Annotated in this window: 28 protein-coding genes; 11 read left to right on the top strand and 17 right to left on the bottom strand. The window is 68.7% G+C overall.

Features of this window, described 5'->3' with window-relative positions; all coding sequences use genetic code 11:
• The first annotated feature begins 38 nt into the window (after positions 1-38).
• Entirely contained in the window at positions 39-1,007 is a 969-nt protein-coding gene (trpS, locus tag AB0P21_RS15825; protein ID WP_363697208.1) for a tryptophan--tRNA ligase, read from the top strand.
• Entirely contained in the window at positions 1,004-1,753 is a 750-nt protein-coding gene (locus AB0P21_RS15820; protein ID WP_363697206.1) for an endonuclease/exonuclease/phosphatase family protein, read from the top strand. Before trpS ends, AB0P21_RS15820 begins: the two co-directional genes overlap by 4 nt.
• On the opposite strand, the gene AB0P21_RS15815 is transcribed toward AB0P21_RS15820, so the two are convergent.
• Together AB0P21_RS15815 and AB0P21_RS15810 are read right to left on the bottom strand one after the other, a co-directional pair.
• Positions 1,750-2,652 (bottom strand): TIGR03560 family F420-dependent LLM class oxidoreductase, encoded by a 903-nt coding sequence (locus AB0P21_RS15815; protein WP_363697204.1) that lies wholly within the window; start codon positions 2,650-2,652, stop codon positions 1,750-1,752. The genes AB0P21_RS15820 and AB0P21_RS15815 overlap by 4 nt on opposite strands.
• A gap of 10 nt (positions 2,653-2,662) precedes the next feature.
• Positions 2,663-3,013, bottom strand: coding sequence for a helix-turn-helix domain-containing protein (locus AB0P21_RS15810; RefSeq protein ID WP_363697202.1), 351 nt, complete (start codon positions 3,011-3,013; stop codon positions 2,663-2,665).
• Between the two features lie 50 nt (positions 3,014-3,063).
• Between AB0P21_RS15810 and AB0P21_RS15805 the strand changes: the two genes are divergently transcribed.
• Positions 3,064-3,498, top strand: coding sequence for a TIGR03618 family F420-dependent PPOX class oxidoreductase (locus AB0P21_RS15805; RefSeq protein ID WP_363697200.1), 435 nt, complete (start codon positions 3,064-3,066; stop codon positions 3,496-3,498).
• Here the strand turns inward: AB0P21_RS15805 and AB0P21_RS15800 are convergent.
• The 5 genes from AB0P21_RS15800 to AB0P21_RS15780 form a co-directional block, all read right to left on the bottom strand.
• Positions 3,495-4,085, bottom strand: a complete 591-nt coding sequence (locus tag AB0P21_RS15800; RefSeq protein ID WP_363697199.1) for a hypothetical protein — start codon at positions 4,083-4,085, stop codon at positions 3,495-3,497. The genes AB0P21_RS15805 and AB0P21_RS15800 overlap by 4 nt on opposite strands.
• Before the next feature lie 49 nt (positions 4,086-4,134).
• Positions 4,135-4,617, bottom strand: coding sequence for a hypothetical protein (locus AB0P21_RS15795; protein WP_363697197.1), 483 nt, complete (start codon positions 4,615-4,617; stop codon positions 4,135-4,137).
• A 97-nt stretch (positions 4,618-4,714) separates the two neighbouring features.
• Positions 4,715-5,524, bottom strand: coding sequence for a pyrroline-5-carboxylate reductase (proC, locus tag AB0P21_RS15790; RefSeq protein ID WP_363697195.1), 810 nt, complete (start codon positions 5,522-5,524; stop codon positions 4,715-4,717).
• Between the two features lie 4 nt (positions 5,525-5,528).
• The gene (locus AB0P21_RS15785) at positions 5,529-6,803 is read right to left on the bottom strand and encodes a tetratricopeptide repeat protein (RefSeq protein ID WP_363697193.1); all 1,275 of its coding nucleotides are present in this window, start codon (positions 6,801-6,803) and stop codon (positions 5,529-5,531) included.
• Positions 6,804-6,825: 22 nt separating this feature from the next.
• A complete protein-coding gene (locus AB0P21_RS15780) occupies positions 6,826-7,290 on the bottom strand; it encodes a hypothetical protein (RefSeq protein ID WP_363697192.1) in 465 nt (154 codons plus the stop codon).
• A gap of 36 nt (positions 7,291-7,326) precedes the next feature.
• Between AB0P21_RS15780 and AB0P21_RS15775 the strand changes: the two genes are divergently transcribed.
• Positions 7,327-8,256, top strand: a complete 930-nt coding sequence (locus AB0P21_RS15775; protein ID WP_363697190.1) for a phosphotransferase — start codon at positions 7,327-7,329, stop codon at positions 8,254-8,256.
• Between the two features lie 18 nt (positions 8,257-8,274).
• Here AB0P21_RS15775 and AB0P21_RS15770 read toward each other — a convergent pair whose 3' ends face one another.
• On the bottom strand, positions 8,275-8,994 hold the full coding sequence (locus AB0P21_RS15770) for a helix-turn-helix domain-containing protein (protein WP_363697189.1): 720 nt from the start codon (positions 8,992-8,994) through the stop codon (positions 8,275-8,277).
• 238 nt (positions 8,995-9,232) lie between these two features.
• Here AB0P21_RS15770 and AB0P21_RS15765 point away from each other — a divergent pair, with 238 nt between their 5' ends.
• From AB0P21_RS15765 to AB0P21_RS15755, 3 genes are all read left to right on the top strand, one after another.
• Positions 9,233-10,000, top strand: coding sequence for an alpha/beta hydrolase (locus AB0P21_RS15765; protein WP_363697187.1), 768 nt, complete (start codon positions 9,233-9,235; stop codon positions 9,998-10,000).
• Between the two features lie 20 nt (positions 10,001-10,020).
• Positions 10,021-10,425 carry a hypothetical protein gene (locus AB0P21_RS15760; protein ID WP_363697185.1) on the top strand — a complete coding sequence of 135 codons (405 nt, stop codon included), beginning with the start codon at positions 10,021-10,023 and terminating at the stop codon, positions 10,423-10,425.
• A gap of 150 nt (positions 10,426-10,575) precedes the next feature.
• The gene (locus AB0P21_RS15755) at positions 10,576-12,654 is read left to right on the top strand and encodes a Xaa-Pro dipeptidyl-peptidase (protein ID WP_363697183.1); all 2,079 of its coding nucleotides are present in this window, start codon (positions 10,576-10,578) and stop codon (positions 12,652-12,654) included.
• 76 nt (positions 12,655-12,730) lie between these two features.
• Here the strand turns inward: AB0P21_RS15755 and AB0P21_RS15750 are convergent, their stop codons facing one another.
• Both AB0P21_RS15750 and AB0P21_RS15745 read right to left on the bottom strand, forming a co-directional pair.
• Positions 12,731-13,690, bottom strand: coding sequence for a hypothetical protein (locus tag AB0P21_RS15750; RefSeq protein ID WP_363697181.1), 960 nt, complete (start codon positions 13,688-13,690; stop codon positions 12,731-12,733).
• A gap of 561 nt (positions 13,691-14,251) precedes the next feature.
• On the bottom strand, positions 14,252-15,181 hold the full coding sequence (locus tag AB0P21_RS15745) for a proline dehydrogenase family protein (RefSeq protein WP_363697180.1): 930 nt from the start codon (positions 15,179-15,181) through the stop codon (positions 14,252-14,254).
• A 251-nt stretch (positions 15,182-15,432) separates the two neighbouring features.
• On the opposite strand from AB0P21_RS15745, the gene AB0P21_RS15740 reads away from it, so the two are divergent.
• Positions 15,433-16,467, top strand: coding sequence for a DUF695 domain-containing protein (locus tag AB0P21_RS15740; RefSeq protein ID WP_363697178.1), 1,035 nt, complete (start codon positions 15,433-15,435; stop codon positions 16,465-16,467).
• A 32-nt stretch (positions 16,468-16,499) separates the two neighbouring features.
• Here the strand turns inward: AB0P21_RS15740 and AB0P21_RS15735 are convergent, their stop codons facing one another.
• From AB0P21_RS15735 to AB0P21_RS15710, 6 genes are read right to left on the bottom strand one after another with little or no spacing between them, the layout of a single operon-like run.
• Positions 16,500-17,237: an ABC transporter permease gene (locus AB0P21_RS15735; RefSeq protein WP_363697177.1), complete on the bottom strand. Its 738-nt coding sequence runs from the start codon at positions 17,235-17,237 to the stop codon at positions 16,500-16,502.
• Entirely contained in the window at positions 17,234-17,956 is a 723-nt protein-coding gene (locus AB0P21_RS15730; protein ID WP_363697176.1) for an ABC transporter ATP-binding protein, read from the bottom strand. Before AB0P21_RS15730 ends, AB0P21_RS15735 begins: the two co-directional genes overlap by 4 nt.
• Positions 17,957-18,005: 49 nt before the next feature.
• Positions 18,006-18,551: an HDIG domain-containing metalloprotein gene (locus tag AB0P21_RS15725; RefSeq protein WP_363697175.1), complete on the bottom strand. Its 546-nt coding sequence runs from the start codon at positions 18,549-18,551 to the stop codon at positions 18,006-18,008.
• Positions 18,548-19,132, bottom strand: a complete 585-nt coding sequence (locus tag AB0P21_RS15720) for a TetR family transcriptional regulator (protein ID WP_363697174.1) — start codon at positions 19,130-19,132, stop codon at positions 18,548-18,550. The genes AB0P21_RS15725 and AB0P21_RS15720 overlap by 4 nt, the downstream gene beginning before the upstream one ends.
• Positions 19,129-19,992, bottom strand: coding sequence for a sugar phosphate isomerase/epimerase (locus AB0P21_RS15715; RefSeq protein ID WP_363697173.1), 864 nt, complete (start codon positions 19,990-19,992; stop codon positions 19,129-19,131). The genes AB0P21_RS15720 and AB0P21_RS15715 overlap by 4 nt, the downstream gene beginning before the upstream one ends.
• Positions 19,993-20,014: 22 nt before the next feature.
• Complete coding sequence (locus AB0P21_RS15710; protein ID WP_363697172.1) at positions 20,015-20,947, bottom strand: Ppx/GppA phosphatase family protein; 933 nt, start codon at positions 20,945-20,947, stop codon at positions 20,015-20,017.
• A gap of 135 nt (positions 20,948-21,082) precedes the next feature.
• Here AB0P21_RS15710 and AB0P21_RS15705 point away from each other — a divergent pair, with 135 nt between their 5' ends.
• The 3 genes from AB0P21_RS15705 to AB0P21_RS15695 all read left to right on the top strand — a co-directional run bounded on the left by AB0P21_RS15705 (position 21,083) and on the right by AB0P21_RS15695 (position 23,265).
• On the top strand, positions 21,083-21,835 hold the full coding sequence (locus tag AB0P21_RS15705) for a hypothetical protein (RefSeq protein ID WP_363697170.1): 753 nt from the start codon (positions 21,083-21,085) through the stop codon (positions 21,833-21,835).
• A gap of 87 nt (positions 21,836-21,922) precedes the next feature.
• Positions 21,923-22,555, top strand: a complete 633-nt coding sequence (locus AB0P21_RS15700) for a VOC family protein (protein WP_363697168.1) — start codon at positions 21,923-21,925, stop codon at positions 22,553-22,555.
• Positions 22,552-23,265, top strand: coding sequence for a peptidase E (locus AB0P21_RS15695; RefSeq protein WP_363697167.1), 714 nt, complete (start codon positions 22,552-22,554; stop codon positions 23,263-23,265). The genes AB0P21_RS15700 and AB0P21_RS15695 overlap by 4 nt, the downstream gene beginning before the upstream one ends.
• Here the strand turns inward: AB0P21_RS15695 and AB0P21_RS15690 are convergent.
• The gene (locus AB0P21_RS15690; RefSeq protein WP_363697166.1) at positions 23,251-24,648 is read right to left on the bottom strand and encodes a wax ester/triacylglycerol synthase family O-acyltransferase; all 1,398 of its coding nucleotides are present in this window, start codon (positions 24,646-24,648) and stop codon (positions 23,251-23,253) included. The two genes, AB0P21_RS15695 and AB0P21_RS15690, sit on opposite strands and share 15 nt — an antisense overlap.
• Positions 24,649-24,674 lie beyond the last annotated feature (26 nt).

Below are 24,674 nucleotides of genomic sequence, written 5' to 3'. Positions count from 1 at the left end.
CCGTCGACCGGTGAGGCCCGATCGACGAAGGACCTGACATGACCTCGCTCTCCGGTATCACCCCGTCCGGCCGGCTCACCCTCGGCAACCACCTCGGCGCGCTGCGGCGGTTCACCGATCCCGACGGCTTCTACTTCGTCGCGAACCAGCACGCGATGACGACCAGGCACGATCCCCGCCGGCTGCTCGCGCTGACCCGCGAGATGGCGACGCTGATGCTCGCCGCCGGCCTGCCACCGGGGACGGTGTTCGTGCAGTCCGACGTCCCGGCGCACACCCAGCTCGCGTACCTGCTCGAGTGCACCTCGTACGTCGGGGAGCTGTCCCGGATGATCCAGTACAAGGAGAAGGGCCGCGGCAAACCGATGACCCGCGCCTCGCTGTTCACCTACCCCTGTCTGATGGCCGCCGACATCCTGCTCTACGGCACGGATCGCGTCCCGGTCGGCGGCGACCAGGACCAGCACGTCGAGCTGGCCAGGGACATCGCGATCCGGTTCAACCGGGAGTACGGCGAGACGTTCGTCGTACCGCAACTGCAGAAGGCCGCGCTGGCGATGCGGATCAAGGACCTGCAGAACCCGACCGCCAAGATGAGCAAGTCCGACGAGGACAACGCGGTCGGCACGATCCGGCTGCTCGACCCGCCGGACGTGATCCGGCGGCAGGTGATGCGGGCGGTCACGGACTCCGACGGCGAGGTGCGTCACGACGAGGCGGGCAAGCCCGGAATCACCAACCTGTTGGAGATCCTGGCCGCCTGCACCGACGGCGATCCGGTGGAGCTGGCGACCGGCTACTCTACGTACGGCGCGTTGAAGACCGATGTCGCCGATGCCGTCCTGGCGATCATCGAACCGTTGCAGAAGGAGTACGCGCGGCTGGTGACCGACCCGGCCGCGCTCGATCAGATGCTGGCGAAGGGCCGGGACCGGGCGATCGAGGCGAGCGCCCCGCGACTCCGGGCCGCCACCGTCGCGATGGGTTTGGCAGGATCGATGGCGTGAAGCTTCGAGTGGCGACGTTCAACATCCGCAACTCCTCCGCGGCCGACGGCAACAACTCCTGGGTACTGCGTCGCGAGGCGGCCGCGGCTGCGATCGAGGCGCTGGCGGCCGATGTGGTCGGGTTGCAGGAGGTGCTGCCCGACCAGCTCGAGTATCTGCGCGAGAGGTTCGCGGAGTACGAGATCGTCGGGGCCGGGCGGGACGACGGCGCTCACGCGGGCGAGCATTCGGTGGTGATGGTCCGGCCAGGCGACTGGCAGGTGGAGTCCGCGGAGACCCGTTGGTTGTCCGCCGAGCCGACGGTTCCGGGGTCGGTCGGCTGGGATGCCGACCTGACCCGGATCGCCACGTTGGCCCGGCTGAAGCACGCCGATGGGACGCTGGCCGGGATCGCGAACACTCATTACGACCACATGGGCGAGGTCGCGCGGGTCGAGTCGTCCAAGCTGCTCGACCGGTGGACGGCGGCTGAGCCCGATCGGCACTGGGTGCTGGTCGGCGACCTGAATGTCGAGCCGGGGTCGGCGCCGCTGCAGGTGCTGCTCGACGCGGGCTGGCTGGACGCAGTACCGGCGTCGGCTGGTGGGACGTTCCACGATTTCGGTGGCGCGACGGATCACGAGCGCATCGACCACATCCTGATCGGCAAGAGCTGGCGGGTCGTCGACGCTGAAGTTTCGCACTACCGGCCGGACGGCCGGCTGCCCAGCGATCACTGGCCGGTAGTGGCGACCCTCGAGCTCTAGAGCTTGTTGAAGACCTCTTCCCGCAGTCGCTCCAGCGCGTCGAAGCGGCGCGAGCCCGTGCCCAGCTGGCCGTCGTTGACCAGGAACTCGTCGATCCCGGCATCGGGATAGCGCGCGACCACATCGAGCACGTACTCCGCCGAGCCCATGATCGTCGGGCGGCCGGCCGCGGTCAGGCGATCGCGCCGCGCCTCGGCCTCGGTGTCGCCCGGCACGATCACCTCGATCATCGCCTGGGTCGAGCGCCGGACCGTCGACGGGTCGCGGCCGATCTTCTCGCAGTGCGCGCGGAACACCTCGCCCTTGTGCTGCGCGAGTTCCGGCAGGCCCCAGTGGTTCCACTCGTCCGCGTACTGCGCAACGATGCCCAGGGCAACCTTCTCGCCGGCGGCGCCGATCAGGATCGGCAGCTTGGCCGGTTTCGGCTCCAGCGGGGCGTCGGTGAGCTGATAGTACTTGCCGTCGAAGTCGGTCCGGTCCTGGGTGAGCAGCCCGGTGAAGACCTGGCAGGCCTCCTCGAAGCGGGCCAGCAGCTCCTTCACCGGCGGCAGGTCGATCCCGTAGGCCTCGTGCTCGTTGCGCTGCCAGCCCGCGCCGATCCCGAGCACGAACCGGCCGCCGCTCAGCTGGTCGATCGTCGCCGCCTGGTTGGCGACCACGGCCGGATGCCGGTAGGTGTTGCCGAGCACCATCGAGCCGAGCCGCACCCGCTCGGTCTTGACCGCCAGTCCGGCGAGCAGCGCGAGACACTCGTTCATCGGCAGCGACAGGTCGTCGCCGTTCACCATGAAGTGGTCGGCCACCCAGACGCCGTGCCAGCCCGTTCGCTCGGCGTACTCCGCGCCGTCGAGCACTTCCTGCCAGGTCCGCGCGGCACTCGGCCACAGAGAGATGTCCATGGACCTGACTTTATGCACTCTCCTGCGCGGCGAGCACGGCGTCCCCGTTGACGGCGGCCCAGGTGGTCAGCATCCGGATCGGCTCCATCAGCGTGCGGCCGAGCTCGGTCAGGTCGTAGTCGACCCGGGGCGGTACGCCGCCGTAGTCCTGCCTGGTCACCAGCCCGTTGGCCTGCAGCCGGCGCAGGGTCTGGGTGAGAACCTTCTTCGAGATCCCGCCGATCAGCGTCACCAGCTCGCCGTGCCGCCGCGGTCCTTCGCTGAGGCCGTAGATCACCACCACTGCCCACTTGTCGGCGATCACCTCGACCGCCAGCCGGGCCGGACAGTCCGCGAGGAAGACGTCACCGATTCCATCCACGGATCCAAGGGTACTCAGGGGTTCCCGTTGCGCTGTTTACCGTCAGCAGCATGATCTCCTTACCGCAAAGCACTCACCGGCTCTTCGAGACCGGTAACCACATCGTGCTCGTCACCGTCGACGCGGACGGCTCGCCGCAGGCGTCACTGGTCTGGGCGCAGCGCGACGGCGACCAGGTGCTGATCGGGATGGAGGGCTACCAGCGCAAGGCGGGCAACCTGCGCCGCGATCCGCGGGTGACGCTGGTGATCGAGGACGACCAGCCGAGCGCGCGCGGGCTGACGCAGTACCTGGTGATCCGTGGGCGCGCGGAGCTGACCGGTCCGGGGATCGGCGCCGAGTGGACCGAGCTGATGGACCTGCAGGCGCAGCGGTATCTCGGCAAGGACTACCCGTTCGAGAACCGGTACTCCGAGACCGCGGTGATCGCGCGGGTGACGCCTGAGAAGCTCACTGGCGAAGGGCCTTGGGCTGCTCGGGGTTAGACGAGGTGCCAGCGGAGCAGGAAGGCTCCGACCGCCAGAACGAGGTACGCGAGGACGAAGATGGCGCCGATGCCGGGGCGCGGGCGGGTACGGCGTACCGGCTTGTCGCTGGCGGCGTCGCGGGCCGCCTGGATGACGGCGGCGGCATGCTCGGTCCGGCCGGCGGCGATGCCGTTGATCTCGTTCTCGTCCTTGCCGCTGGCCAGGACGATCGAGCCGTCGACGATCTCGATGTCGTCGACGTCCTGCCAGGCGAGGCTGCGGACCAGCATGCTGGTGCGGGCCTTCAGCGCGGTCGCGGTGACCTCGACCCGGTACAGCACGACGCCGCCGGCGATCCGGACCACCGAGGCGCCGATGGCGGTGAACAGGCCGACCGCGAGGAAGTCGCGGGCGCCCATCCAGAGCCAGGAGTTCAGCGCCGGTACGGCGACGAACGGGAGCACGAACAGGAGCCAGGCCCACCAGGGCGCGGGGTCCAGCGGGACCCGCCAGGGCAGTGCTTCCGGACCGGCCGACCGAGGGCTCGCGGAGTCGGTACCGGGGCGCGCGGCAGCGTCATCGGTGCCGCTCGAACGATTTTCCATGGGCGGGACCCTAGACCCCTCAGCGTCAAGTAGCTGACCCGACATCGACTTACCCCTTGATCCAAGCCCAGGCGGTCGCGGCGACGACCGCCGCAACCGCGGGCAGGAAGACCGCGGCGCCCCAGGATAACGACACCCGGTAACTGGTCAACGCCGAGGTGTTGTAACCGCGCTTGCGTTCGATCACGCCGGCCACCTGATCGGCCGGCGGGCGGCCGTTCTCGCCGTCGTACTTGAAGGTCCGCTTGCCGCGGTGACCGAGGTCGACGGTCACCTTCTTCCGGCCGTGCCGCTCGACGCCGTCGACCGCCTTCCAGCTGTAGCGGCGGCGCAGCAGCGTTCCTCTGAGCACCAACTCGTCGTCGTGGATCGTCAACCGCTCGATCGCCCGGCCCAGCTCGTACCAGAGCAGAGCGACAGCGACCGGGCCGTCGACCCAGTGCAGCCAGCCGCCGTCGTCGCCCTCGAGCAGATCGACCACTTTGAGGACGACGAGCAACGCGAAGACGACCCAGAACGGTTCACGGGACACGTCGTAGGCCAGTTTTGGTGACCAGGGCAGGGGTGGAACAGCTTCGATCGGTACCGGGGGGACGCGGGCGGGCGTCTGCGGAACCTGCTCGCCCGGCTTACTCGGCGGCAAGGGCCCGGGACCTGTTGCGGGCGGCCTCGATGGCCGACAGGAAAGCGGCCCGGACCTTGTGGTCCTCGAGCTCGCGGACCGCGGCGGCCGTCGTACCGCCCGGGGAGGTGACGCGCTCCCGCAGTACGGTCGGGTGCTCGCCGGTCTCGCGCAGCAGCTTGGCCGACCCGACCACGGTCTGGACGACCAGGTCGGTGGCCGTCGAGCGAGGCAGCCCCATGTGCACGCCCGCCTCGATCATCGACTCGACCACGAAGAAAATGTACGCCGGACCCGAGCCGGAGATCGCGGTCACCGCGTCCTGCTGCTTCTCCGGGACCCGGATCACCTTGCCGGTCGCGGACAGCAGCCCTTCGGCCAGCACCAGGTGGCTCTCGTCGCAGTGCGCGCCGCGGGAGATCGCCGCCATCCCCTCGTCCACCAGAGCCGGCGTGTTCGGCATCACCCGGACCACCGCGACGCCGTCGGGCAGCCGCGACTCGACGAAGCTGGTGGTGATGCCGGCCGCCAGCGAGACGATCGTCTGGGACGCGCGGACCTCCGGCGCGATCTCGGCCAGCAGCTCGGGCATGTCCTGCGGCTTGACCACCAGCACCAGCGTGTCCGCCTTGGCGGCCGCCTCCACGTTCGTCACCACATCCACGCCGTACCGCTCGCGCAGCTCGGTCGCGCGCTCCTCGCGCCGCTCGGTGATCAGCAGCTCGTCCGGTCGCCGGCCGGCTCGCAACAGCCCGGACAACAACGTCTCACCCATCACACCGGCGCCGAGAATGGCCACCTGCCCGTTGCTACTCATGCGCTCAGGTTAGCCGGGGAGCAGTTCGAGTTCGTTCGAGTTCCGGGACCCGGGCACGGACGACCAGTGGGTTGCCGACCCCGATCCTGGTCAGGCCGGCTGACGCGCGGGCTTGTTCGTAGCGGTCTTCGATGCGTTCCGCGTCCTCCAGGGCGGTGCGGTGCTGCTCCACCGCTTCGGTGGTTCGGCCCGCTGCCTGGAGGGCGTGGGCGTAGTCGTTGCGGACCTCGATGGTGAACGGTTTGCTGCCGAGCCGGACGGCCAGGTCGAGCGCCTGCAGGTGATGCGTGAGCGCCTCGTCGACCTGGCCGGCCGCGAGATGCATCCGGCCGAGCCCGTTCAGGTTGTCGCTCTCGCCGTTGACCCAGGAGAGCCGGCGCGACAGCTCCAGCGCTTGCTCGTACTCGCGCCACGCCTCGTCCGCGCGGCCGAGCACCTCGTGCGCGACCGCCAGGTTGTTGAGCGCGAACGCCTCCTCGAAGGTGTCGACGCCCAACTTCCGGCTGATCGCCAGACCCTGCTCGAACAACACCAGCGCCGCATCGGGCCGGTTGAGCCGCAACTCCGCCCAGCCCTGCCCGGCCAGCGCCGTGGTCATCCCACTGAGGTTGCCCTCGGCCTCGAACAGGCCGCAAGCCTCGCGCTGACAGACAACCGCAGCTTCGTAGTCACCCAGTCGATAGTGGCCCAGAGCAACATTCGACAGACCGCTCGCCTCGCCGACCCGGTTGCCCGCCAGCCGGGCGAACCTCAACGCCTGCTGGTACGCCGCGCGCCCGTCGGCGTACTGGCCGAGTCGCCAGTACAGCCCGCCCAGGTTGTTGTACGAGCGACCACGTTCGTGATCGGAGCGCGCGCACCGGATCGCGGTCTGGTGCAACACCTCCGCGCCGGCGAACAGGCTCGCCGTACCGAGGTAGTACATCAGCACCGCCGACAACGCGATCGCGTACTCCGGCCGCCCGTGATCGGCCGCATGGAGCGCGGTGGCGAGCAGGTTGGGTCGTTCCCGGTCGAGCCAGGCGCGCCCTTCGTCGCGGTCGGCGAACCGCAGTTCCGACAGTCCGGCTTGCTGGGTCAGCTCGATCCGCTCCTGGTCATGCGGCGCGTACGCCGTTGCGGCGGTCGCGGCGGTTGCGCGGTAGAAGTCGAAGAGGCCGTCGAGCGCAGTACGGCGTACTGAGGCGGGGTCTTCGTCTCGTGCCTGGTCGGAGGCCAGCAGGCGGATCAGGTCGTGCAGCTCGAACCGCCCCGTCCCGTGCTCCTCGAGGAGGTTCATCTGCACGAGCTGGGCCAATTGGTCACGCGCCTGCTCGACCGGCGAGCCGGCCAGCGCGGCACCGGCGTACGCGTCGAAATCGCGGCAACGCGGCCGTCGCGGCCGTCACCGCCGAAGCCCGCCCGACGAACGAGTCCCCCTCCGACTCCACCCGATCCCCGACATGCACCACCGACGCGTCAGCCGCCAGCCCCGACACCACCTGATGCGCCTGCCGCCACTCCGCTGCCCGCGACTCACTCCCGAGCACCGCTCTCGCGATGTCGACGACCAACTCCACGTCGAGTCTCGTCCTGCCCGGCGAGAGACACCGGTAGGTGGTGTTGAACGCGGGAAGCTCGGCGATGCCACGCTCTTGTCTCGACCGGAGTACGCGGCGGTGGATCTCTCGGTAGGAGAGGCCCGACCAGACCTGGAGTGCACGCAGGCGGGCGCCTAGTTCGGCGGTTGTCCGCACCCCACCAGGCGATGGTGCTGTGCTTTCCACCTGGGCTACTTTAAATGGCTCAGCTATGGTCGCAGCGTGGTGGCTTCCGAGTTCGAGCGCTGGCTGGTCCTCTGGTGTCAGCAGGAGCTTGGCGCCACACCGATCGAGCGCCTGATGGCCACCTCGCAGATGTCCGAAGTACTGGGCATCCGCCTGGATGACGGGCGGCACGTGGTGATCAAATCGAGAGCCGACCCGACCCGTCGGGCGCAGACCTGCGTCGCAGTACAGCGGCACGCGGCCGACGCCGGCTTCCCCTGCGCCCGGCCTCTGACCAACGTGACCTACCTCGACGACCTCGCAGTACACGCCGAGCAATGGCGCCCGGACGGCAACGTGCTGCGCGGAGACACCCCCGCGATCGCCGAGCAGTTCGCCAGGCTCTACGCGCAACTCGGCACGATCATCGAAGCCCTACCGCTCAAGCCACCGCTCCCGAACCCCGAATGGGTCAACTGGGACCACACCGGCCCCGGCAGCTGGCCACCCAACCCCCGCCACGACAACCGCCCCCGCGCAACCCACCTCCCGCCTCTGCTGGTGGAAATCGCGAGCCGCACCCGCACCCGGCTCACCAAGCCGAGCCACCTCCCACGCGTCCTCGGCCACGCGGACTGGGAAACCCAGAACCTCCGCTGGACCACCGCCGGCCCGCGCGCGGTACACGACTGGGACAGCATCGCCTGGCTCCCCGAAGCCGCACTGGTCGGCGCCGCCAGCGGCGCGTTCGCCAGCGCCGAAACCCCAACCCTGGCACCGATCCAGAGCTCCGAGACCTTCCTCGCGGCGTACCAAGATGCACGCGCCCGCACCTTCACCCCCGAGGAAACAGAACTCGCCTGGGCCGCCAGCCTCTGGCCCGCCCTCCACAACGCCCGCGGCGAGTTCCTCTGGGACAGCCCGCCAGTCGCCCTCACCGAAGTACTCGACCAAGCCGAAGACCGCCTCCACCGAGCAGGCGCCTGACTCCGCGCGGGAAGCCAGTCAGTTTGATTCGCGGGCAGCTAGGTGCGCTCGCCAGTTCTCCATCGCTTGGTTGAGGCCCTCGCTGACGAAGTGCAGCAGTTGGGCGGAGGACTCGAACCGGGCGCCGGCGGGAGTGTCGGGGCCGAGGATGTCGACGGCGCGGCGGGAGGCTGCCATCAGGGCGTTGTTCATCTGGACCGAGGCGAGCAGGTTGCGGAGCCAGATCTCGTCGTCGATGAGGTAGCGCTCGCGGCGTTCTCCGGGCAGGCGTTCGCGGACCAGCATTCCTTGTTGTTCGAGGAAGGCGACGGCGTGTGAGACGGAGGCTGGGCTGACGCGGAGGCGTTGGACCAGGTCGGCGGCGCTGAGGGCGCCGGAGTCGGTGAGGTGCAGGCAGGACAGCACCCGGGCCTCCATCCGCGGCAGGCCTTGCTGCACCAGGAGATCGGTGAACGAGTCCGTGAAGTCCTGTACTGCGTGAGCGTCGCGTCCGTAGGCGTCGTCGGGGATCGGCGGCGCCGTGGGTTGCACCTGGTTGGGGCGGCGTGCGCGGGTACGAGTGGCCTGGTCTGCCTGGTCGGCGACGTAGTCGTCGGGGCCGCCGTTACGGGTGACCTCTCGCATGATGGTCGAGGCCGGCCGGTCCAGCCGGCGGCCGATCTCCGCGTAGCCGAGTCCCTCGGCCAGCCCGGCAGCGATCTGCTGACGGTCCTGCGTGGTGAGTCTGCCTCCGGGCATCGGTACCGGTTCTCCCATCTGTCGCCTGTCCGGCGCCCAGTATGCATTCACTCTCAGGCCATTGCAAAGCATCGCTTCCTTCGCCTTTGCATTTACCTCCATAATCATTGCAATGGATTGCCAGATCAGACGTAAAACAAGGCGAAAGCTCCGGATTTCTATGTTGCGTGATCTCTGAACGCAATGTAGCGTTCTTGTTGTTCAGAGATTCCTGAACAACAGGACCTAGGAGACTGCGATGACACAGACGATGGTGCCGACGGACGACACCGAACTGGCAGTGACCGACACCGGCGGCACCGGACAGGCCGTCGTCTATCTCAACGGCGCGTACGCCGACCAGCGCCCCTGGCGGCCGGTGATCGCCGCGCTCGGTGCGGAGTACCGGCACATCACCTTCGACGCACGGGCCCGTGGCAAGTCGAAGCAGTCGGCCGACTACAGCTTCGAGGCGGGCCTGCGGGACATCGACGCGGTCCTCGAGGCGACCGGCGTCGAGCGGCCGCTGCTGGTCGGCTGGTCGTACGGCGCGACGCTCGCCGCGCACTGGGCCGAGCAGAACCCGGAGCGCACGCTGGGCGTGGTGTGTGTCGACGGCGGGATGCCGTACGGGCTCACCGGCGAGGAAGGCGCGGAGCGGATCCGCAAGCTCTTCCACAAGATGCGGTTCATCCTCCCGCTGGCCCGGCCGTTCGGGATGGCGGCCCGGATGAGCGCGGCCCAGCACGCCGAGGCGAACATCGAGGTCAACGCGATCGGCGCCGCGATGGAGCCGGTCCTCGACCGGGTCACCCGCCCACTGCGCTACGTGCTTGCCACCGGCAAGAACCTCGGCGGCGGCGAGGAGGAGATGGAGGCGGCCCGCGCCTCACTCGACCCGGTGCTGTCCCGCAACCCGCACCTCAAGGTCGCCGCCAAGGTACCGAGCAACCACTCGCACATCCTCCGCAAGGACTTCCGGGCAGTCGCCGAGGCAGTCCGCGAAACCGTCGCAGCATCCAACTGAAATCCCCAAGGAGAAAACGCATGACCATCACCCTCACCACCCAGGACAAGGCCACCATCCGGACCGCCGCGTACGGCGCTGTCTCGCTGCTCGCCGCCGCCGGCGGAGCGGGCAAGCCGCACAAGATCGCCACCCACGGCAGCATCGCGCTGTCGTCCGCGACCGGTCTGGTCGGGCACGTGCTGTCGGAGAAGTCCGGCGCGATCAAGCTGACGGGCAAGACCGTCGCCGAGATGGCCGACCAGGTCCTGCCTGCTCTCACCGAGGCGGTAGGCCTGCTGGAGAAGGAGGCGCCGACGGAGGCGGAGAACTTCCGCAGTACGGTCCGGCTCGCTCTCGAGGCCGCCCAGACCCACCAGAGCTCGCCCAGCCCGACGATGACGGAGATGACCCGGAAGATCACCGAGGCGCTCGACGCGGCGTGACGTGGGTCGGCTCGACGGGCGCTGCATCATCCGGCTCGAAGGAATTCCCTTGTGCTCGGCTTGCGGCCGTTAATTAATTGCCGCGGCCGGAGCCACCACCGGATGATGCAGCACAGGTCGGGGGCGACGACTACGCGTGAGGTGGATCGAATGAGACGACGTGTTCGTGGGGTGACCGGCGCCGCGGCGGCGGCCACTCTGGTGGCCGGGGCACTGCTTGCCGCGCCACCGGTGACTGCTCAGGCCCAGGGTGTGAGACCGACGTTCGTGAACGGCCTGGCCCAGGATGTCTTCTCGACCAAACCGGCCGACTGGTACAGCGGCGAGGTCTGGGTGCAGGCGCCGTTCGACTCGGACCGGGACGGGAAGCCCGATCGGATCCACGCCGACTTCACTGCTCCCGGCGAGGTGCTGACCGACGGACTGCAGGTGCCGGTCATCTTCGAGGACAGCCCGTACTACGCCGGCCTCAACGACGCGGCGAACTGGGAGGTCGACCACCCGCTCGGCCAGCCGCCGGCCGACCGGGTCGCGACCCCGTTCCAGGCCGGATCCAACACCAGCCCGGTGATCAGCACCGTCTACGAGTCCCGTTGGGTGCCCCGCGGATTCGCCGTGGTCCACGCGGAGTCGCCTGGTACCGGTCACTCCGACGGCTGCCCGACCTCGGGTGGCAGCAACGAGACGCTGGCCGGCAAGGCCGTGATCGACTGGCTCAACGGCCGCGCACCGGCGTACACGACCAGGGACGGCAACACCCCCGCGGTCGCGACCTGGACGACCGGCAAGGTCGGGATGATGGGTACGTCGTACAACGGCACGATCCCCGAAGCGGTCGCGACCACCGGTGTGGAGGGCCTGGAGGCGATCGTCCCGATCTCGGCGATCTCGGACTGGTACGACTACTACCGCGCCAACGGCATGGTCCGCGCGCCGGGTGGATTCCAGGGCGAGGACCTCGACGTCCTGGCCGACGCGGTGTACTCGCGGCTGGACGAGACGACGACCCGGACGATCTGCCAGCCGATCCTGGACGAGCTGAAGGCGAACCAGGACCGGGCCACCGGCGATCGCAGCGACTTCTGGCAGGAACGCAACTACCTGAAGGACGTGCGCAACGTGCACGCCGCCTCACTGGTTGCGCATGGCAACAACGACTTCAACGTGATGACCAAGAACGCGGTCCAGTTCTACGAAGCGCTCAAGCAGCAGGGCGTGCCGCACATGTTCTACTTCCACCAGGGCGGCCACGGCGGCGCGCCGCCGGACGTGCTGATCAACTATTGGTTCACCCGCTACCTGTACGGCGTACAGAACGGTGTCGAGCAACTCCCCCGGTCCTGGGTGGTCCGCGAACCGGCCGCCTGCCCGGCGCGGCAGAGCGTGGTGACCGGTGACCAGGCGAACACCACCACCTTGACGGTCGCGGACACCAGCGCGTTCCGGATCGGCTTCACGCTGACCGTCCCGCAGACCAACGCCAACGGGACGATCACCAGCACCACCCGGCTGATCTCCAACATCCCCGACGCCACCCACCTGGTGCTGTCCACAGCCGTTGCGACCGGCAACGGCCAGAAGGTTGCTAACGGCACCGTTGTGAACCTGGTCTGCGGCACCGCCAACCCGACGCCGTACGCCGAATGGCCCGATCCCGGCACCTCCGACGTCAACCTCCGCTTCACCCCAGGCGGCAACACCCGCGGCGGTCTCACCACCGGCAAGGACGGCAGCATCCGCGAGACGCTCGTCGACAACGCCGCGATCGCTCCGCTGACCTCGGCCAATGCCGCCGCGTCGCCCGAGCGGCTGATCTACCAGACCGAGCCGCTGACCAAGCCGGTCCGGATCAGCGGAACCCCGACGGTCTCACTCAAGGTCGCCTTCAGCACGGCCCGGGCGAACCTGTCCGTGGCGCTGGTCAGCTATGCCCCCAACGGCGCGGCCACGATCCTGACCCGAGGCTGGGCCGATCCCGCCAACGCCGACTCGGACTGGACCGAGTCCCCGATCCGCATCGGCGCGACCGACCGGGTCGACTTCGACCTGCAGCCGAAGGACGTCGTCGTACCGGCCGGCAACCGGCTCGGCCTGATGGTGCTCTCCAGCGATCGTGACTTCACCGTCCGCCCGGCGGCGGGCACGAAGCTGACGCTCAACCTGCACGGCAGCTCGTTCAACCTGCCGGTGGTCGGCGGCCGGGGTGCATTTGCTGTTACGGCTTCTTAGCCGCGCAGAGCAGAAGCCCAGGTCGGGTGACCTGGGCTTCTGCTCTGTACTACGAGTTCAGGTGCTCAGGGCAACGTCACTCGCCGATGAGGTTGGTGTTGCTGATGTACCGCATGTGGACCGTGCCGTTCTGCGTCAGAGCGACGCTGCCAACGGTGTTGACGACGGTCTGCGTGCCCTTCGCCTTGCTGACGGCGTACACGGTGGCCGTCTTGGCCGTGTTGTTGAAGCCGGTGAGCAGCGTGCCGCCGTTGTTGCCGCAGCGCTCGGCGACCAGCTGGTGGTAAGACCCGAAGCCGGTGGTGCGGACCAGCTTGAGGGTGCCCTTCAGCTGCGCCGTCTTGGGCAGGTGGATGGTGTAGATCCCGCCGGTCTTGGTGACCCCCAGCAGCGTGTCGTAGGTCGGGGTCTCCGCGATCATGGTGATCAACTTGAACGACTTGTAGCCGGGCGCGCTGCCGGCGGCCGAGACCGGACCGGTCGTGCCGTTGATGCTGTACCGGTAGAGCGTGCCGTTGGTGTTCAGGCCGTAGAGGAACATGCCTTCGGCATAGTTCTGCGGATTGAGGTAGCGCGAGCTCGCCACGGAAGTGAAGCTGCTCCAGCCGGTACCGAGCCGCTTCGAGCTGACCACCGGAACTGCGTCCGGGGTCTTGTACAACTCGACGGCGGTGTACAGGCTGCCGCCCACCAGGAGGAAGCCCGAGTAGTACTTGGTGGTGCCCGCCCCCTGCCAGGCCGACCAGGTCGTACTGGCGCGGACGCCGAACAGCTTGTACGGGTCGTACGGCGACGCGGTCACCGGCTTGGTCGCGGTGATCCGGTAGCCACCGTTCTGACCGGCGGCGGTCACGGCACCAACAGCGACCGAGCAGGCACCGGCCGCCAGTGCCTGCGCCTGCCCTAGCTTCTCCCCCAGCGCCTGACGGCTCGGCTGGGGCTTGCCCTGCACTTCCGCGGTGGCCTGGTTGGCCGCCAAAACCCCCGTGACCAGGCTCAGCCCAGCCACTGCCAACGCAAAACGACGAACTCTCATCTGCACGTTTCTCCCTCAGTACCCGATGCCCCCCGAGGGCATTGCACCAACAAATGTCGAGTCACCCTACCGACCGATTCAGGGGTCTGAACCGGAAAGTGGTTGCAACAAGCTGCAACCGGCAGGTGGGTTTCCTAGCAGGCAAGATCGCGCAGTGGGCGCTTGCTCCTGCCGGTCTGACGGGGAGCGTCGCGATGCGGGTGCCCGGTGTGCGAGGCGCGGACGCGCGAGGCGCGGACGCGCGAGGCGCGGGTGTGCGAGGTGCGGGTGTGCGAGGTGCGCCGCAACACCTGCAGTGGCCTGGCCAGCGCACCACCAGCGTGGTCGAACCGCGCGACGCAGGAGCGCTTACCAAGGGTGGGCGGGAGCGGCTGAACGAGCACGCGACGAAGGAGCGGGCGTCGGAGGCCGCGCGGGGAAAACCAACCACCTGTAGAACACCTGACCCGGCGCGCCACCGCCGTGGTCGAACCGCGCGACGCAGGAGCGCCCCCACGGGTGGGTGGGAGCGCCCAGAGCGGGGAGCGACGGAGGAGCGACCGGCGGCGGGCGCGCGGGGGATTACTTCTTGCTGATCAGCGAGCGCGCGAAGAACTGCAGGTTGGCAGGTCGCTCGGCGAGCCGGCGTACCAGGTACCCGTACCAGTCTTCGCCGTACGGGATGTAGACGCGGACCGTCTGCCCGTCGCGGGCGAGACGGAGCTGCTCCTCGGGGCGGATGCCGAAGAGCATCTGGTACTCGTACGAGCCGCGCTCGCGGCCGGCGCGGTCGGCCAGGGAGCCGGCGATGGCGATGAGCCGCGGGTCGTGGGAGGCGATCATCGGGTAGCCGGCGCCGTTCATCAGGACCTTCATGGCGCGGACGTAGGCCTTGTCGACGGCGCGCTTGTCCTGGAAGGCGACCGACTCAGGCTCCTTGTAGGCGCCCTTGCAGAGGCGGACGCGGGAGCCGGCGTGGGCCAGGTCGACGCAGTCGGACTCGGTGCGGCGCAGGTAGGCCTGCAGGACGGCGCCGGTCTCGGGGAAGTCCTGGCGCAGTTCGCGCAGGATGCCGAGGGTGGAGTCGGTGGTGGTGTGGTCCTCCATGTCGAGGGTGACCGTGGTGCCGGCGTTGCGGGCCGCGTGGCAGATCGAACGGGCGTTCTCCAGCGCGATCTTCTCGCCGTCGCCGGGCAGCGCCTGGCCGACGGCGGACAGCTTGACCGAGACCTCCGCGTTGGCGGTCAGGCCGGCCGCGGAGAGCTTCTTGAGCAGCTCGAGGTACGCGTCGGCGGTGGCGGTCGCGGCGGCGACGTCGGTGACGTCCTCGCCGAGGTGGTCGAGGGTGACGTTGAGGCCGTTGCTGACCAGCTTCTCGGTGGCCAGCACGGCCTCCGGAGCGGTCTCGCCGGCGACGAACCGGGCCACGATGCCGCTGGACACCGGCATCGCCGAGACGGCCTTCTTGATCTGGGGGCTGCGGGACACGCCCAGCAGAACTCGGCGAAGCACTTTGCGTTCCTCCTCGTTGTCCCGTCCCACCCGGCCCCATGGTGTGCCGCGCGAAGATTCAGGGGTGTCAGCAGGCTACGCGCCTGAACCTGGCGCTCCCTAATCTTCGCCGGGAGTGTGGCCAGGACCACACCAGTACGGCGAGTGGTCCTGATCTACGCAGCGTAAAGCCCCGGTCGCCGAGACGGCCGCAACTCACCCGGGGAGGGCGTCGCGTTCCGCTTGGCCTGGCTCCGGGGGAAGATGCGGGCATGCCTTTGTTCAAGCGCCGCAAGGTCGCGAGCGGTGATCCGATCGGCGAGTTCTGGGCCTGGTGGACCGCGACCGGCGCCGAGTCGGTGGCGACCGCGATCGCGAAGCAGGATCCGAACGCGACCGCCGAGGTACTGGCGGGCTACATCGCGCGGATCCACGGCAGCCTCGACTGGGAGCTCGGCCCCGGCCTGCACTCCTCCCACGTCCTGGTGGTGACCGCTGCCGGCGATCCCAGCACCCGAGCGATCGCCCGCCGCTGGCTGCGTGCGGCACCGGCCTCGGACGAGACCTGGGAGTACGCCGACATGCGTCGCCCGGCCCCGGACGTCACCATCCGGTTCGAGGGGATGCCGCCGGTGCAGATCGACGCGGCGCTGGTCACGATCGAGGCGGACACCCGCGAGGCCGCGCTGCACGTCGGGGTGCATCACCCGACGTTCAGCGAGCTGCCCGAGCACCTGCAGAAGCGGGTCACGTTCCTGCTGCTCGACCTGGTGCTGGGTGAGGAGCTGGTCGAGACGTGGGTCGGCGCGATCGACACCCAGGTCGAGCGGCCGTCGGACGCAGTACCGATTGCTGAGCTGTTGCCGGCTGTTGCTGCCTTCGCGGCTGATCATGTCGCCGAGGACGGCGGGCCGAGCTGGCGATTGATGGAGGGTACGACGGCTGCCGGGCACCGGTTGGTGGCGACGGCGATGGTGCCGTTGCGATCGGTCCAGTTGCCGCATCTGGACACGCATGTTGCTGTCTCGGTGCCGTACAAGGCTGCTCGTGAGGACGGGTTGCCGCTGGACGAGACGCTCAGTCACCTGCGCGACTTCGAGGACCATCTCAGCGACCGGCTCGGCGACTCGGGGCGGCTGCTCGCCCACGAGACGGCAGCCGGTCACCGGATCCTGCACTACTACGTCGACGGTACGACGCCGGCCGCCGCTCAGGTCGAGGCCGCGGTGATCGGCTGGCCCGACGGCCGGGTCGCGATCGATGTCTCCCCCGACGCCGGCTGGGAAGGCGTCCGCCACCTCAGCTGACTCACGCGGTACGCCGCCGCGCGGCGCCTGCGTCAGGCCGTACGCCGTTTGAGCGTCGCCGCGCCCAGCCCGAGTGCGGCCAGGATGAACGCGACCACGATCAACGCATCCACCCCGGCACCATCACCAAATCCGTTGCCTCCAGCAACACCAGATACCGCGTCCACGGCGTACGACAACGGCAGTACGTTGCTGACGGCATGCAACACCTCAGGCAACTGCTCCCGCGGTACGAAGAGTCCACACAGCAGAATCTGCGGAATCATCACCGCCGGCATCATCTGCACCGCCTGGAACTCGGTCGCCGCGAAAGCACTCGCGAACAAACCGAGCGCAGTACCGAGCACGCCGTCCAGCACCGCGACCACCCCGAGCTGCCAGGCCGCGCCACGGATGTCGAGATCCAAGGCATACAAGGAGATCGAGACCACCACGGCGGCCTGCACGACGGCGATCAGCGCGAACGCGAGCGCATAGCCGAGCAGGAAGTCGAGCTTGCCCATCGGCATCGTGAACAACCGCGCCAACGTGCCCGTACTGCGTTCGCGCAGCGTCGCGACCGAGGTCACGATGAACATGATGATCGCCGGGAAGACCGCGAGCAGCGGCCCGCCGATCCGGTCGAAGGTGTTCGGCGAGTCGTGGAACATCCACCACATCAGGCTGACCAGCAGCGCCGGCAGCACGATCAGCATCGCCACCGTGCGGTGGTCGCGGCGCAACTGGGCCACGACGCGAGCCGCTACGGCCAACGTCACGCGCGGGGTCATCGGGCACTTGCCTTCTGGTCGATCAAGGTGAGGAACGCCTGCTCGATGTCCTCCGTGCCGACCGATTCGAGCAAGGCTTGCGGGGTTTCGTCGGCGAGCAGGTCGCCGTCGCGCATCAGCAGCAGCCGGTCGCAGCGGATCGCCTCGTCCATCACGTGGCTGGAGACCAGCAGCGTCGCGCCGTCGGCCGCGAGGCGATGGAAGAGCTCCCACAGGTCGCGGCGCAGTACGGGATCGAGGCCGACAGTGGGCTCGTCGAGGACCAGCAACTCGGGATTGCCGAGCAGGGCGGCGGCGAGTGAGGCGCGCGATCGCTGGCCGCCGGAGAGACGGTCGACGCGGGCATCGGCGTGGCTGCGCAGGTCGACGGCGTCGATGACCCGATCGACGTCGGCGGCGGCGACACCCAGTACTGCGGCGAAGAAGCGCAGGTTCTCCGTGACGGTCAGATCGCCGTACACGCTGGGCTCCTGGGTCACGTAGCCGATCCGGCCGCGCAACTTGGGCGAGCCGGCGGGCAGGCCGAGTACGTCGACCGTGCCGGTCACCTTGGCCTGCAGACCCGCGATCGAGCGGATCAGAGTCGTCTTGCCACAGCCGGACGGACCGAGCAGCCCGGTCACCGAACCGGCCTCGAGGTCGAAGCCGACCCCGTGCAGGACCTCGCGGTCCCCGCGCACCACCACGACCTCCCGGCAAGTCACCGCGTTTTTCATCATATGATGAATTTAGCGCGGAGAAAGTCTGCTGGCAACAGATCGAGGGAGGTCAGGCAGGCAGGTCGGGTTCGCCGTAGCGGGCGACGAGCTCGGCGAAGCGCGCTGCCTTGCCGGCGCCGAAACGCAGTACGGCGGCCTGGTAGGCGGCGGCCGTGACGAACCTGGGTGGATTGCTCTTGCTGTGGAACTTGTCGGCGTACATCACCAGTTCTTCCTCGACCGTTTCGGCGAGATAGTCGCCGGGCGGGATCGGGAGGCCCTGCAACGCGATGTCCTCGCGGGTCAGGCCGACGCCGGTGTGGTGGGAGCAGAAGCGCGCGATCGTCTCGGGGAAGCCGAGTTCGCGCAGCAGGTCGTGGCCGAGGATGCCGTGGCGGATGTACGCCGTACCGTCGAGGCGATGCACGCCGAGGTCGTGCAGCAGGCAGCCGGCTCGGACCAGGTCGACGTCCACCGTCAGGTTGTTGGTCTTGATCACCTGCTCGGCCAGGCCGCAGACGATCCGGCAGTGCTCGTACACCACCTCGAAGGCTTCCTTCGTCGGCGCGTACTGCGCGTGCAGGGCGCGGATCTCGCGGTCGGTGGGGATGTTCACGCGGTGAGGTAGTGCTGGATCGCCGGCGCCATCCGGTCGATCAGGTCGGCGACGTCGGTGGCGGCGATCGGCTCCAGTTCGACGATGTAGCGGATCATGGCCAGGCCCATCAGCTGGGAGGCGACGAGCGCGACGCGGAGTTCGGCATCCGGTACGCCGAGCGCCTGGCCGACCGGCTGGAGGATGAGGCGGGCGATCCCTTCGCGCATGGTGCGGGCGACGTCGTCGCTGCTGACCACGCTGCGGAGGAGGGCCTTCATGCGTTGCTGGCCGTCGGGTGATTCCCAGACGGCCAGGAAGACGGTGATGACGCGCCGGCCGAGTTGGTCGGTCGGGCCGTCCAGGATGCGGGCGGCTACCTGTCGTGGGTCGATCGGCAGCGCCATCGACTCGATGAAGAGTTCGTCCTTGCTGGCGAAGTAGTGGTGCACGAGAGCGGCATCAACGCCGGCTTCACGGGCCACCGCTCGCAGGGAGGTGGTCGCAAAACCCTTGCTGGCAAAGGATTCCCGGGCTGCTTTCAGGATTTCGCCGCGAGTGTCCGGGCCGCCGGGCCGGCGTCCCGGAGTACGGGCTGTCACTGGTCGAGCTCCGACACCTCGCCGTCGCTGGTCACGGCGAAGGCGGAGCGGCGGGACGTGACAGCGTCGGCGGTGCGGGTGAAGTGTTTGCGGGTGAAGTCGAGGGACTCGATCAGGTCGACCTCGCGTTCGGAGCGGCTGGTCGAGCGGCGGGTGTTGATCTCGATCACGATGTGGCCGGTGAAGTCCTGGTTCGCCAGCGTCTGCAGGAGATCGGCGGCGCGTTGGGTGCCGCGGCCGGGGACCAGGTGCTCGTCCTTCGCGGAGCCGGTGCCGTCGGTCAGGTGAACGTGCTTGAGCGTGCTGCCCATCGTCGCGGCGAGCTCCACGCAGTCCTGCTCGGCGGTCGAGGAGTGCGACAGGTCGAGCGTGGTGTGGGCGTAGGTCTGCTCGGTCGGGTCCCAGCTCGGCGCGTACGCTTGCAGGCCCTTGCCGGGCGCGCGCCAGGGGTACATGTTCTCGACCGCGAAGATGATGCCGGTCTCCGCTTCCAGCCGCGCGATGCCCTCGACGAAGCCACGCGCGTAGTCCCGCTGCCAGCGAAAGGGCGGGTGGACGACGACCACGTCGGCACCCAGCTCGGTGGCCGCTTCGGCGCTGCGCTCGAGCTTGCCCCACGGCTCGGTGCCCCAGACCCGCTGGGTGATCAGCAGGCAGGGCGCGTGGATCGCCAGCACCGGCAGCTGGTGGTAGTCGACCAGCCGCTTGACCGCGTCGATCTGGGTGCTCAGCGGGTCGATCCCGACCATCACCTCGACGCCGTCGTACCCGAGCCGGGCCGCCAGTTCGAAACAGCTGGCGGTCGACTCCGGGTACACCGAAGCGTTGGACAGGCCGATCTTCGCGGTCGTGCTGGTCATTGTGACTTGCCTTCGTGGTAGTTCATCGGGGCTGCAGCTGGTCCAGACGGGACAGAATCACGCCTTCGCGCAGAGCCCACGGACAGACCTCGAGCGAGGTCAGGTCGAACAGGTCCATCACCGCGTCGGCGACCAGCGCGCCGGCGACCAGCTGGGAGGAGCGGCTCGCCGAGACGGCCGGCAGCTCGGCGCGCTCGGCGGCCGTCATCGCGATCAGCTTGGGCAGCCACTCGGACAGGCCGTCGCGGCTGAGCGAACGCGGTACGTACGGGCCGTCGTCGGACGGAGCCGCGCCGGTGATCCGGGCCAGCGAGCGGAAGGTCTTGCTGGTCGCCACCGCGCGCTGCGGCTTGCCGGCCCGCAGTACGTCGCCCGCGACCGCTGCCATCTCGACCCGGATCCGCTTGCGCAGCGCCTTGACCTCGTCCTTGTCCGGCGGGTCCTGGGTCAGCGATTCGCGGGTCAGCCGGCCGGCGCCCAGCGGCACGGACACGGCGACGGTCGGCTCCTCGTCGGAACCGGCCGCGATCTCCAGCGACCCACCGCCGATGTCGAAGACCGCCAGGCGACCCGACGACCAGCCGAACCACCGGCGGACGGCGAGGAACGTCAGCCGCGCCTCGTCCTCACCGGTCAGCACCTGCAGGTCGACGTTGGTCTGCGCCCGGACCCGGTCCAGCACCTTCTCGCCGTTCGGGGCCTCCCGCAACGCCGAGGTGGCGAACGCGAGCACCGACTCGCAGCCCTTGTCCTCGGCCAGCTCGGCCGCCTCGGAGATGAACGAGACCAGCTCGTCGGCCCCGGACTGGGCGATCCGGCCGTCCTTCTCCAGGTGCTCGGCGAGCTTCAGCTCGGTCTTGTGCGAGTACGCCGGCAGCGGCGCCGCACCACGATGTGCGTCCACCACGAGCAGGTGGACGGTGTTGGATCCCACGTCTAGTACGCCGAGCCGCATACCCTCACGCTACTGGACTCCTGGAGTTCATCCGATTCGGCCGTGAGCGTCTTCCCGCAGATTTGATTCCACCGCCACCGGAGCAGTACTGGTTGCGATGACCGAGTATCGCGCCCGACGACGTACGCTTTCGGGGTGCCTGAGGTATCTCCTGACTTCGCCCGTGCCTACGTCGAGTTCGTCGACCCCGAGGACGCCGCCCAGGTGTTCCGGTGCGACCTGACCTGGCTGACCTCCAACTGGTCCTGCATCTTCGGCGGTGGTTGTCAGGGCATCTACAAGGGCCGCCCGAACGACGGCTGCTGCACGCTCGGCGCGCACTTCTCCGACGAGGACGACGAGTCCCGGGTGAAGGGCTACGTCAAGCAACTGACCAACGAGCAGTGGCAGTTCCGCAAGGAGGGCAAGAAGAACGGCTGGGTCGAGACCGACGACGAGGGCGATCGCAAGACCCGGGTCTGGGAGGGTGCCTGCATCTTCCTGAACCGGACCGACTTCCCGGCCGGCGGCGGTTGCGCGCTGCACGGACTCGCGCTGCAGAAGGACGTGCACTTCGTCGAGACGAAGCCCGACGTCTGCTGGCAGCTGCCGATCCGGCGCACCTTCCGCGAGGTCGAGCGGCCGGACGGGACGTCGTACACGGAGGTCGGGATCGGCGAGTACGACCGGCGCGGGTGGGGGCCGGGCGGGCACGACCTGGACTGGTACTGCACCGGCAACACCGAGGCGCACATCGCGGTCGAGGCGGTCTTCGAGTCGAGCAAGGTCGAGCTGCAGACGCTGATGGGGCCGAAGGCGTACGACGTGCTCGCGGAGTACTGCCGGCAGCACCTCGCGGCGGCCAAGCCGTTGCTTCCGCACCCTGCTTCGCTGCCGTTGATCTCCTGACTCCTCCCCTCCCTTTTTGTAGTTAGGGTTACCTTCCTTCGACACCCCGGATCTGCGGCGTCAGGGATTGACGGACAGAATGTCGGCATGCGCCTGGATCATCTGTCTTACGCGGCCGGCCCCGATGGGTACAAGGCAACGGTCGAGCGGCTGTCCGCCGTGCTCGGCGCGGAGTTCGTCGACGGCGGGGTGCACCCGCGCTTCGGCACGGTGAACCACATCCTGCCGCTGGAGAACGACCGCTTCATCGAGGTCGTCGACGTGCTCGACCACCCGTCGTCGGACAAGGCGCCGTTCGGTCAGGCGGTGCGGGCCCGCAAGGAGCTGGGCGGCGGCTGGCTCGGCTGGGTGGTCGCTGTCCGCGACATGCCGCGGATGGAGCAGCGCCTCGGCCGCGACGCCGTACCGGGCAACCGGCACCGGCCCGACGGGGTCAACCTGACCTGGCGGCAGATCGGCGTCAAGGGTCTGATCGCGGACCCGCAGCTGCCGTTCTTCATCCACTGGGACGACCTGAGCCAGCACCCGTCGGTCGGCGGCAAGGGCGTCAAGCTGACCGGGCTGGAGATCGCCGGTGACCCGACCCGGGTGACCGACTGGATCGGCCACCCGGCCGACCACCTGCTCGACGACCTCGATGTCGCCTGGGTCGGTCCGAACGGTCAGCCCGGCCTGAACGCCGCTGTCTTCCAGACCGCGGAGGGCATCGTCCGGCTGTGAGCCCGACGCAGGTCTTCGCCGTCTCCGGGATCCTGGAGGGCGATCGATCGCGTACCCGGGACCTGATCTCGTACGCCGTCGCGCTGGCGGGCGTGACCGGCAGGCCGGCTCGGTTCTGCTTCCTGCCGACCGCCGAGGGGGATCACCCGTTGGCGGTGCAGTGGTTCGAGGATGCTTTCGGCAACGATCCGTCGGTCGAGGCGAGTGTGCTGACGTTGTTCACGTCGCCGAACGTTCCGGATGTGCGCGCGCATCTGCTGGCCCAGGACGTCGTGTGGGTCGGTGGCGGCAGTGTGGTGAACCTGCTGGCGGTGTGGCGGGCGCACGGGTTGCCGGAGATTCTGCACGAAGCCTGGCAGGCCGGGGTGGTGATGGCTGGGCAGAGTGCCGGGAGTCTGTGCTGGCATGTCGGCGGGCCGACTGATTCGTTCAGCGGGCAATTGGATGCCTTCAGCAACGGGCTTGGGTGGTTGCCGTGGAGCAACGGGGTGCACGACGATCTCGGGGACCAGCCGCGGCGTACGGCGTACCGGGAGATGGTTGCCTCGGGCGTCTTGCCGGCGGGGTACGCGACCGAGGACGGCGTCGGGCTGCACTATGTCGACGGGGTGTTGCGGGAGGCCGTGTCGGTGGTGCGTGGGGCCCGGGCTTGGTATGTCGAGGGTGATCGTGAGACGGCTATTGAGCCTCGGTACTTAGAGCAGCTCTAGTTCGGTGAGGGACGTCTCCAGGTGGACGAGGAGGCGTTGCAGGTGCGGGACGGTGCGACGGCAGCCGATCAGGCCGAAATGGAGCTGGTGGTCGTAGCTGGTGACGCTGATGTTGAGCGCCTGGCCGTTGAGGACGATCGAGGCCGGATACATGCCGAGGAGTCTGGAGCGGTTCCAGTACAGGGGGCTGGTGCTCGGGCCGGGGATGTTGGAGATGACCAGGTTGTACGGCGGTGGGGTGCGGCCGGCCAGACCTGGAATGACGGCGGCGGGGCCGGCCGAGCCGAGACCCAGGGCACCGATCATGAGGTTCTGGAGTGGGCTGAGCTGGGAGAGCACGCTCTTGCCATAGGTGGTGGAGGCCATGATCCGGCTGATGCGGATCGCTGGGTCGCGCTCGTCGGTGGCCAGGTCGGCGATCAGGGTGGCGAGGGAGTTGCCGCCGCCTCGGCCGGAGCCGTCCGCTGCTCTGAGTGAGACGGGGACCATCGCCGTCAATCCCTTGTCGGGAAGGGCGTTGAGGTCTTGCAGATAGTTGCGCAGGGCACCTGAACACATGGCGAGCATGACGTCGTTGAGAGTCGCGCCGGTCAGTGCGCGGACTTTTTCGAGACGCTCCATCGGCCAGGACTGCGCGGCGAATCTCCTGGCGGCGCTGATCGGCTGGTTGAAGATGGTCTGTGGTGCTTGGAAGGCGACCGAGGAGTGTTCGTTCCGGAGTACTCGGAGGGCGCTCTTCAGTCCGACCGGCGAAAGGCCGGCCAGATCTGCCAGCGCTCGACCGACTCCACCCACCAACCCCCGCGGAGCCGACTCCACCTCCGTCCGATTACTCCCATTCATGCCTTGGAGTGAGTAGGTGGCAGGCATGCCGTCCTGCAACGGATCCGCGGTGAGGGTGTTCTGCATCCACTGGAGCGCGGTGACGCCGTCGATCAGGGAGTGGTGGATCTTGGAGTAGACGGCGAAGCGGCGGCCCTGGACGCCTTCGATCAGGTGCATCTCCCAGAGCGGGCGATGGCGGTCGAGCAGGGTGCCGTGAAGGCGGCTGGTGAGCTCGAAGAGTTCCCGGAAGCGGCCGGGGCGGGCCAGGCCGGAGAGGCGTACGTGGTACTCGAGGTCGATGTCGCGGTCCTGGTCCCAGGACCAGTAGCCGAGGTCCAGCGCGCGGTTGCGGACCCGGCGGGTGAAGAGTGGATTGACCGTTTGATTCTGGGTGATGTCCTCGTACAGCCGCGAGACGTAGTCCCGGGTGCCGTCGGGGAAGACCTGGTCGCGGGCGCCTTCGGGGAGCTCGAAGAGCATCAGGCCGCCGACGTGCATCGCCTGCTCGCGCGTCTCGCCGAGCAGGAACATCGCATCCAGCGGACCCACCGCGGTCATCTGTCCTCCGCCCCCGAACGAGATCG

Source organism: Kribbella sp. NPDC056861 (genome assembly GCF_040687575.1).
Lineage (GTDB): Bacteria > Actinomycetota > Actinomycetes > Propionibacteriales > Kribbellaceae > Kribbella.
Note: the sequence above shows the minus strand (reverse complement) of the source record. Positions and strands in the feature narration are given on the sequence as shown.

What these genes read in the sequence shown, in the direction of transcription:
- AB0P21_RS15760 (WP_363697185.1), top strand. Translation starts at nt 10,021, where the DNA reads ATGACCATCACCCTCACCACCCAGGACAAGGCCACCATCCGGACCGCC.
- AB0P21_RS15755 (WP_363697183.1), top strand. Translation starts at nt 10,576, where the DNA reads ATGAGACGACGTGTTCGTGGGGTGACCGGCGCCGCGGCGGCGGCCACT.
- AB0P21_RS15815 (WP_363697204.1), bottom strand. Translation starts at nt 2,652, where the DNA reads ATGGACATCTCTCTGTGGCCGAGTGCCGCGCGGACCTGGCAGGAAGTG.
- proC (WP_363697195.1), bottom strand. Translation starts at nt 5,524, where the DNA reads ATGAGTAGCAACGGGCAGGTGGCCATTCTCGGCGCCGGTGTGATGGGT.
- trpS (WP_363697208.1), top strand. Translation starts at nt 39, where the DNA reads ATGACCTCGCTCTCCGGTATCACCCCGTCCGGCCGGCTCACCCTCGGC.
- AB0P21_RS15750 (WP_363697181.1), bottom strand. Translation starts at nt 13,690, where the DNA reads ATGAGAGTTCGTCGTTTTGCGTTGGCAGTGGCTGGGCTGAGCCTGGTC.
- AB0P21_RS15690 (WP_363697166.1), bottom strand. Translation starts at nt 24,648, where the DNA reads ATGACCGCGGTGGGTCCGCTGGATGCGATGTTCCTGCTCGGCGAGACG.
- AB0P21_RS15765 (WP_363697187.1), top strand. Translation starts at nt 9,233, where the DNA reads ATGACACAGACGATGGTGCCGACGGACGACACCGAACTGGCAGTGACC.
- AB0P21_RS15730 (WP_363697176.1), bottom strand. Translation starts at nt 17,956, where the DNA reads ATGATGAAAAACGCGGTGACTTGCCGGGAGGTCGTGGTGGTGCGCGGG.
- AB0P21_RS15735 (WP_363697177.1), bottom strand. Translation starts at nt 17,237, where the DNA reads ATGACCCCGCGCGTGACGTTGGCCGTAGCGGCTCGCGTCGTGGCCCAG.
- AB0P21_RS15800 (WP_363697199.1), bottom strand. Translation starts at nt 4,085, where the DNA reads ATGGAAAATCGTTCGAGCGGCACCGATGACGCTGCCGCGCGCCCCGGT.
- AB0P21_RS15700 (WP_363697168.1), top strand. Translation starts at nt 21,923, where the DNA reads ATGCGCCTGGATCATCTGTCTTACGCGGCCGGCCCCGATGGGTACAAG.
- AB0P21_RS15770 (WP_363697189.1), bottom strand. Translation starts at nt 8,994, where the DNA reads ATGCCCGGAGGCAGACTCACCACGCAGGACCGTCAGCAGATCGCTGCC.
- AB0P21_RS15805 (WP_363697200.1), top strand. Translation starts at nt 3,064, where the DNA reads ATGATCTCCTTACCGCAAAGCACTCACCGGCTCTTCGAGACCGGTAAC.
- AB0P21_RS15785 (WP_363697193.1), bottom strand. Translation starts at nt 6,803, where the DNA reads ATGAACCTCCTCGAGGAGCACGGGACGGGGCGGTTCGAGCTGCACGAC.
- AB0P21_RS15710 (WP_363697172.1), bottom strand. Translation starts at nt 20,947, where the DNA reads ATGCGGCTCGGCGTACTAGACGTGGGATCCAACACCGTCCACCTGCTC.
- AB0P21_RS15740 (WP_363697178.1), top strand. Translation starts at nt 15,433, where the DNA reads ATGCCTTTGTTCAAGCGCCGCAAGGTCGCGAGCGGTGATCCGATCGGC.
- AB0P21_RS15715 (WP_363697173.1), bottom strand. Translation starts at nt 19,992, where the DNA reads ATGACCAGCACGACCGCGAAGATCGGCCTGTCCAACGCTTCGGTGTAC.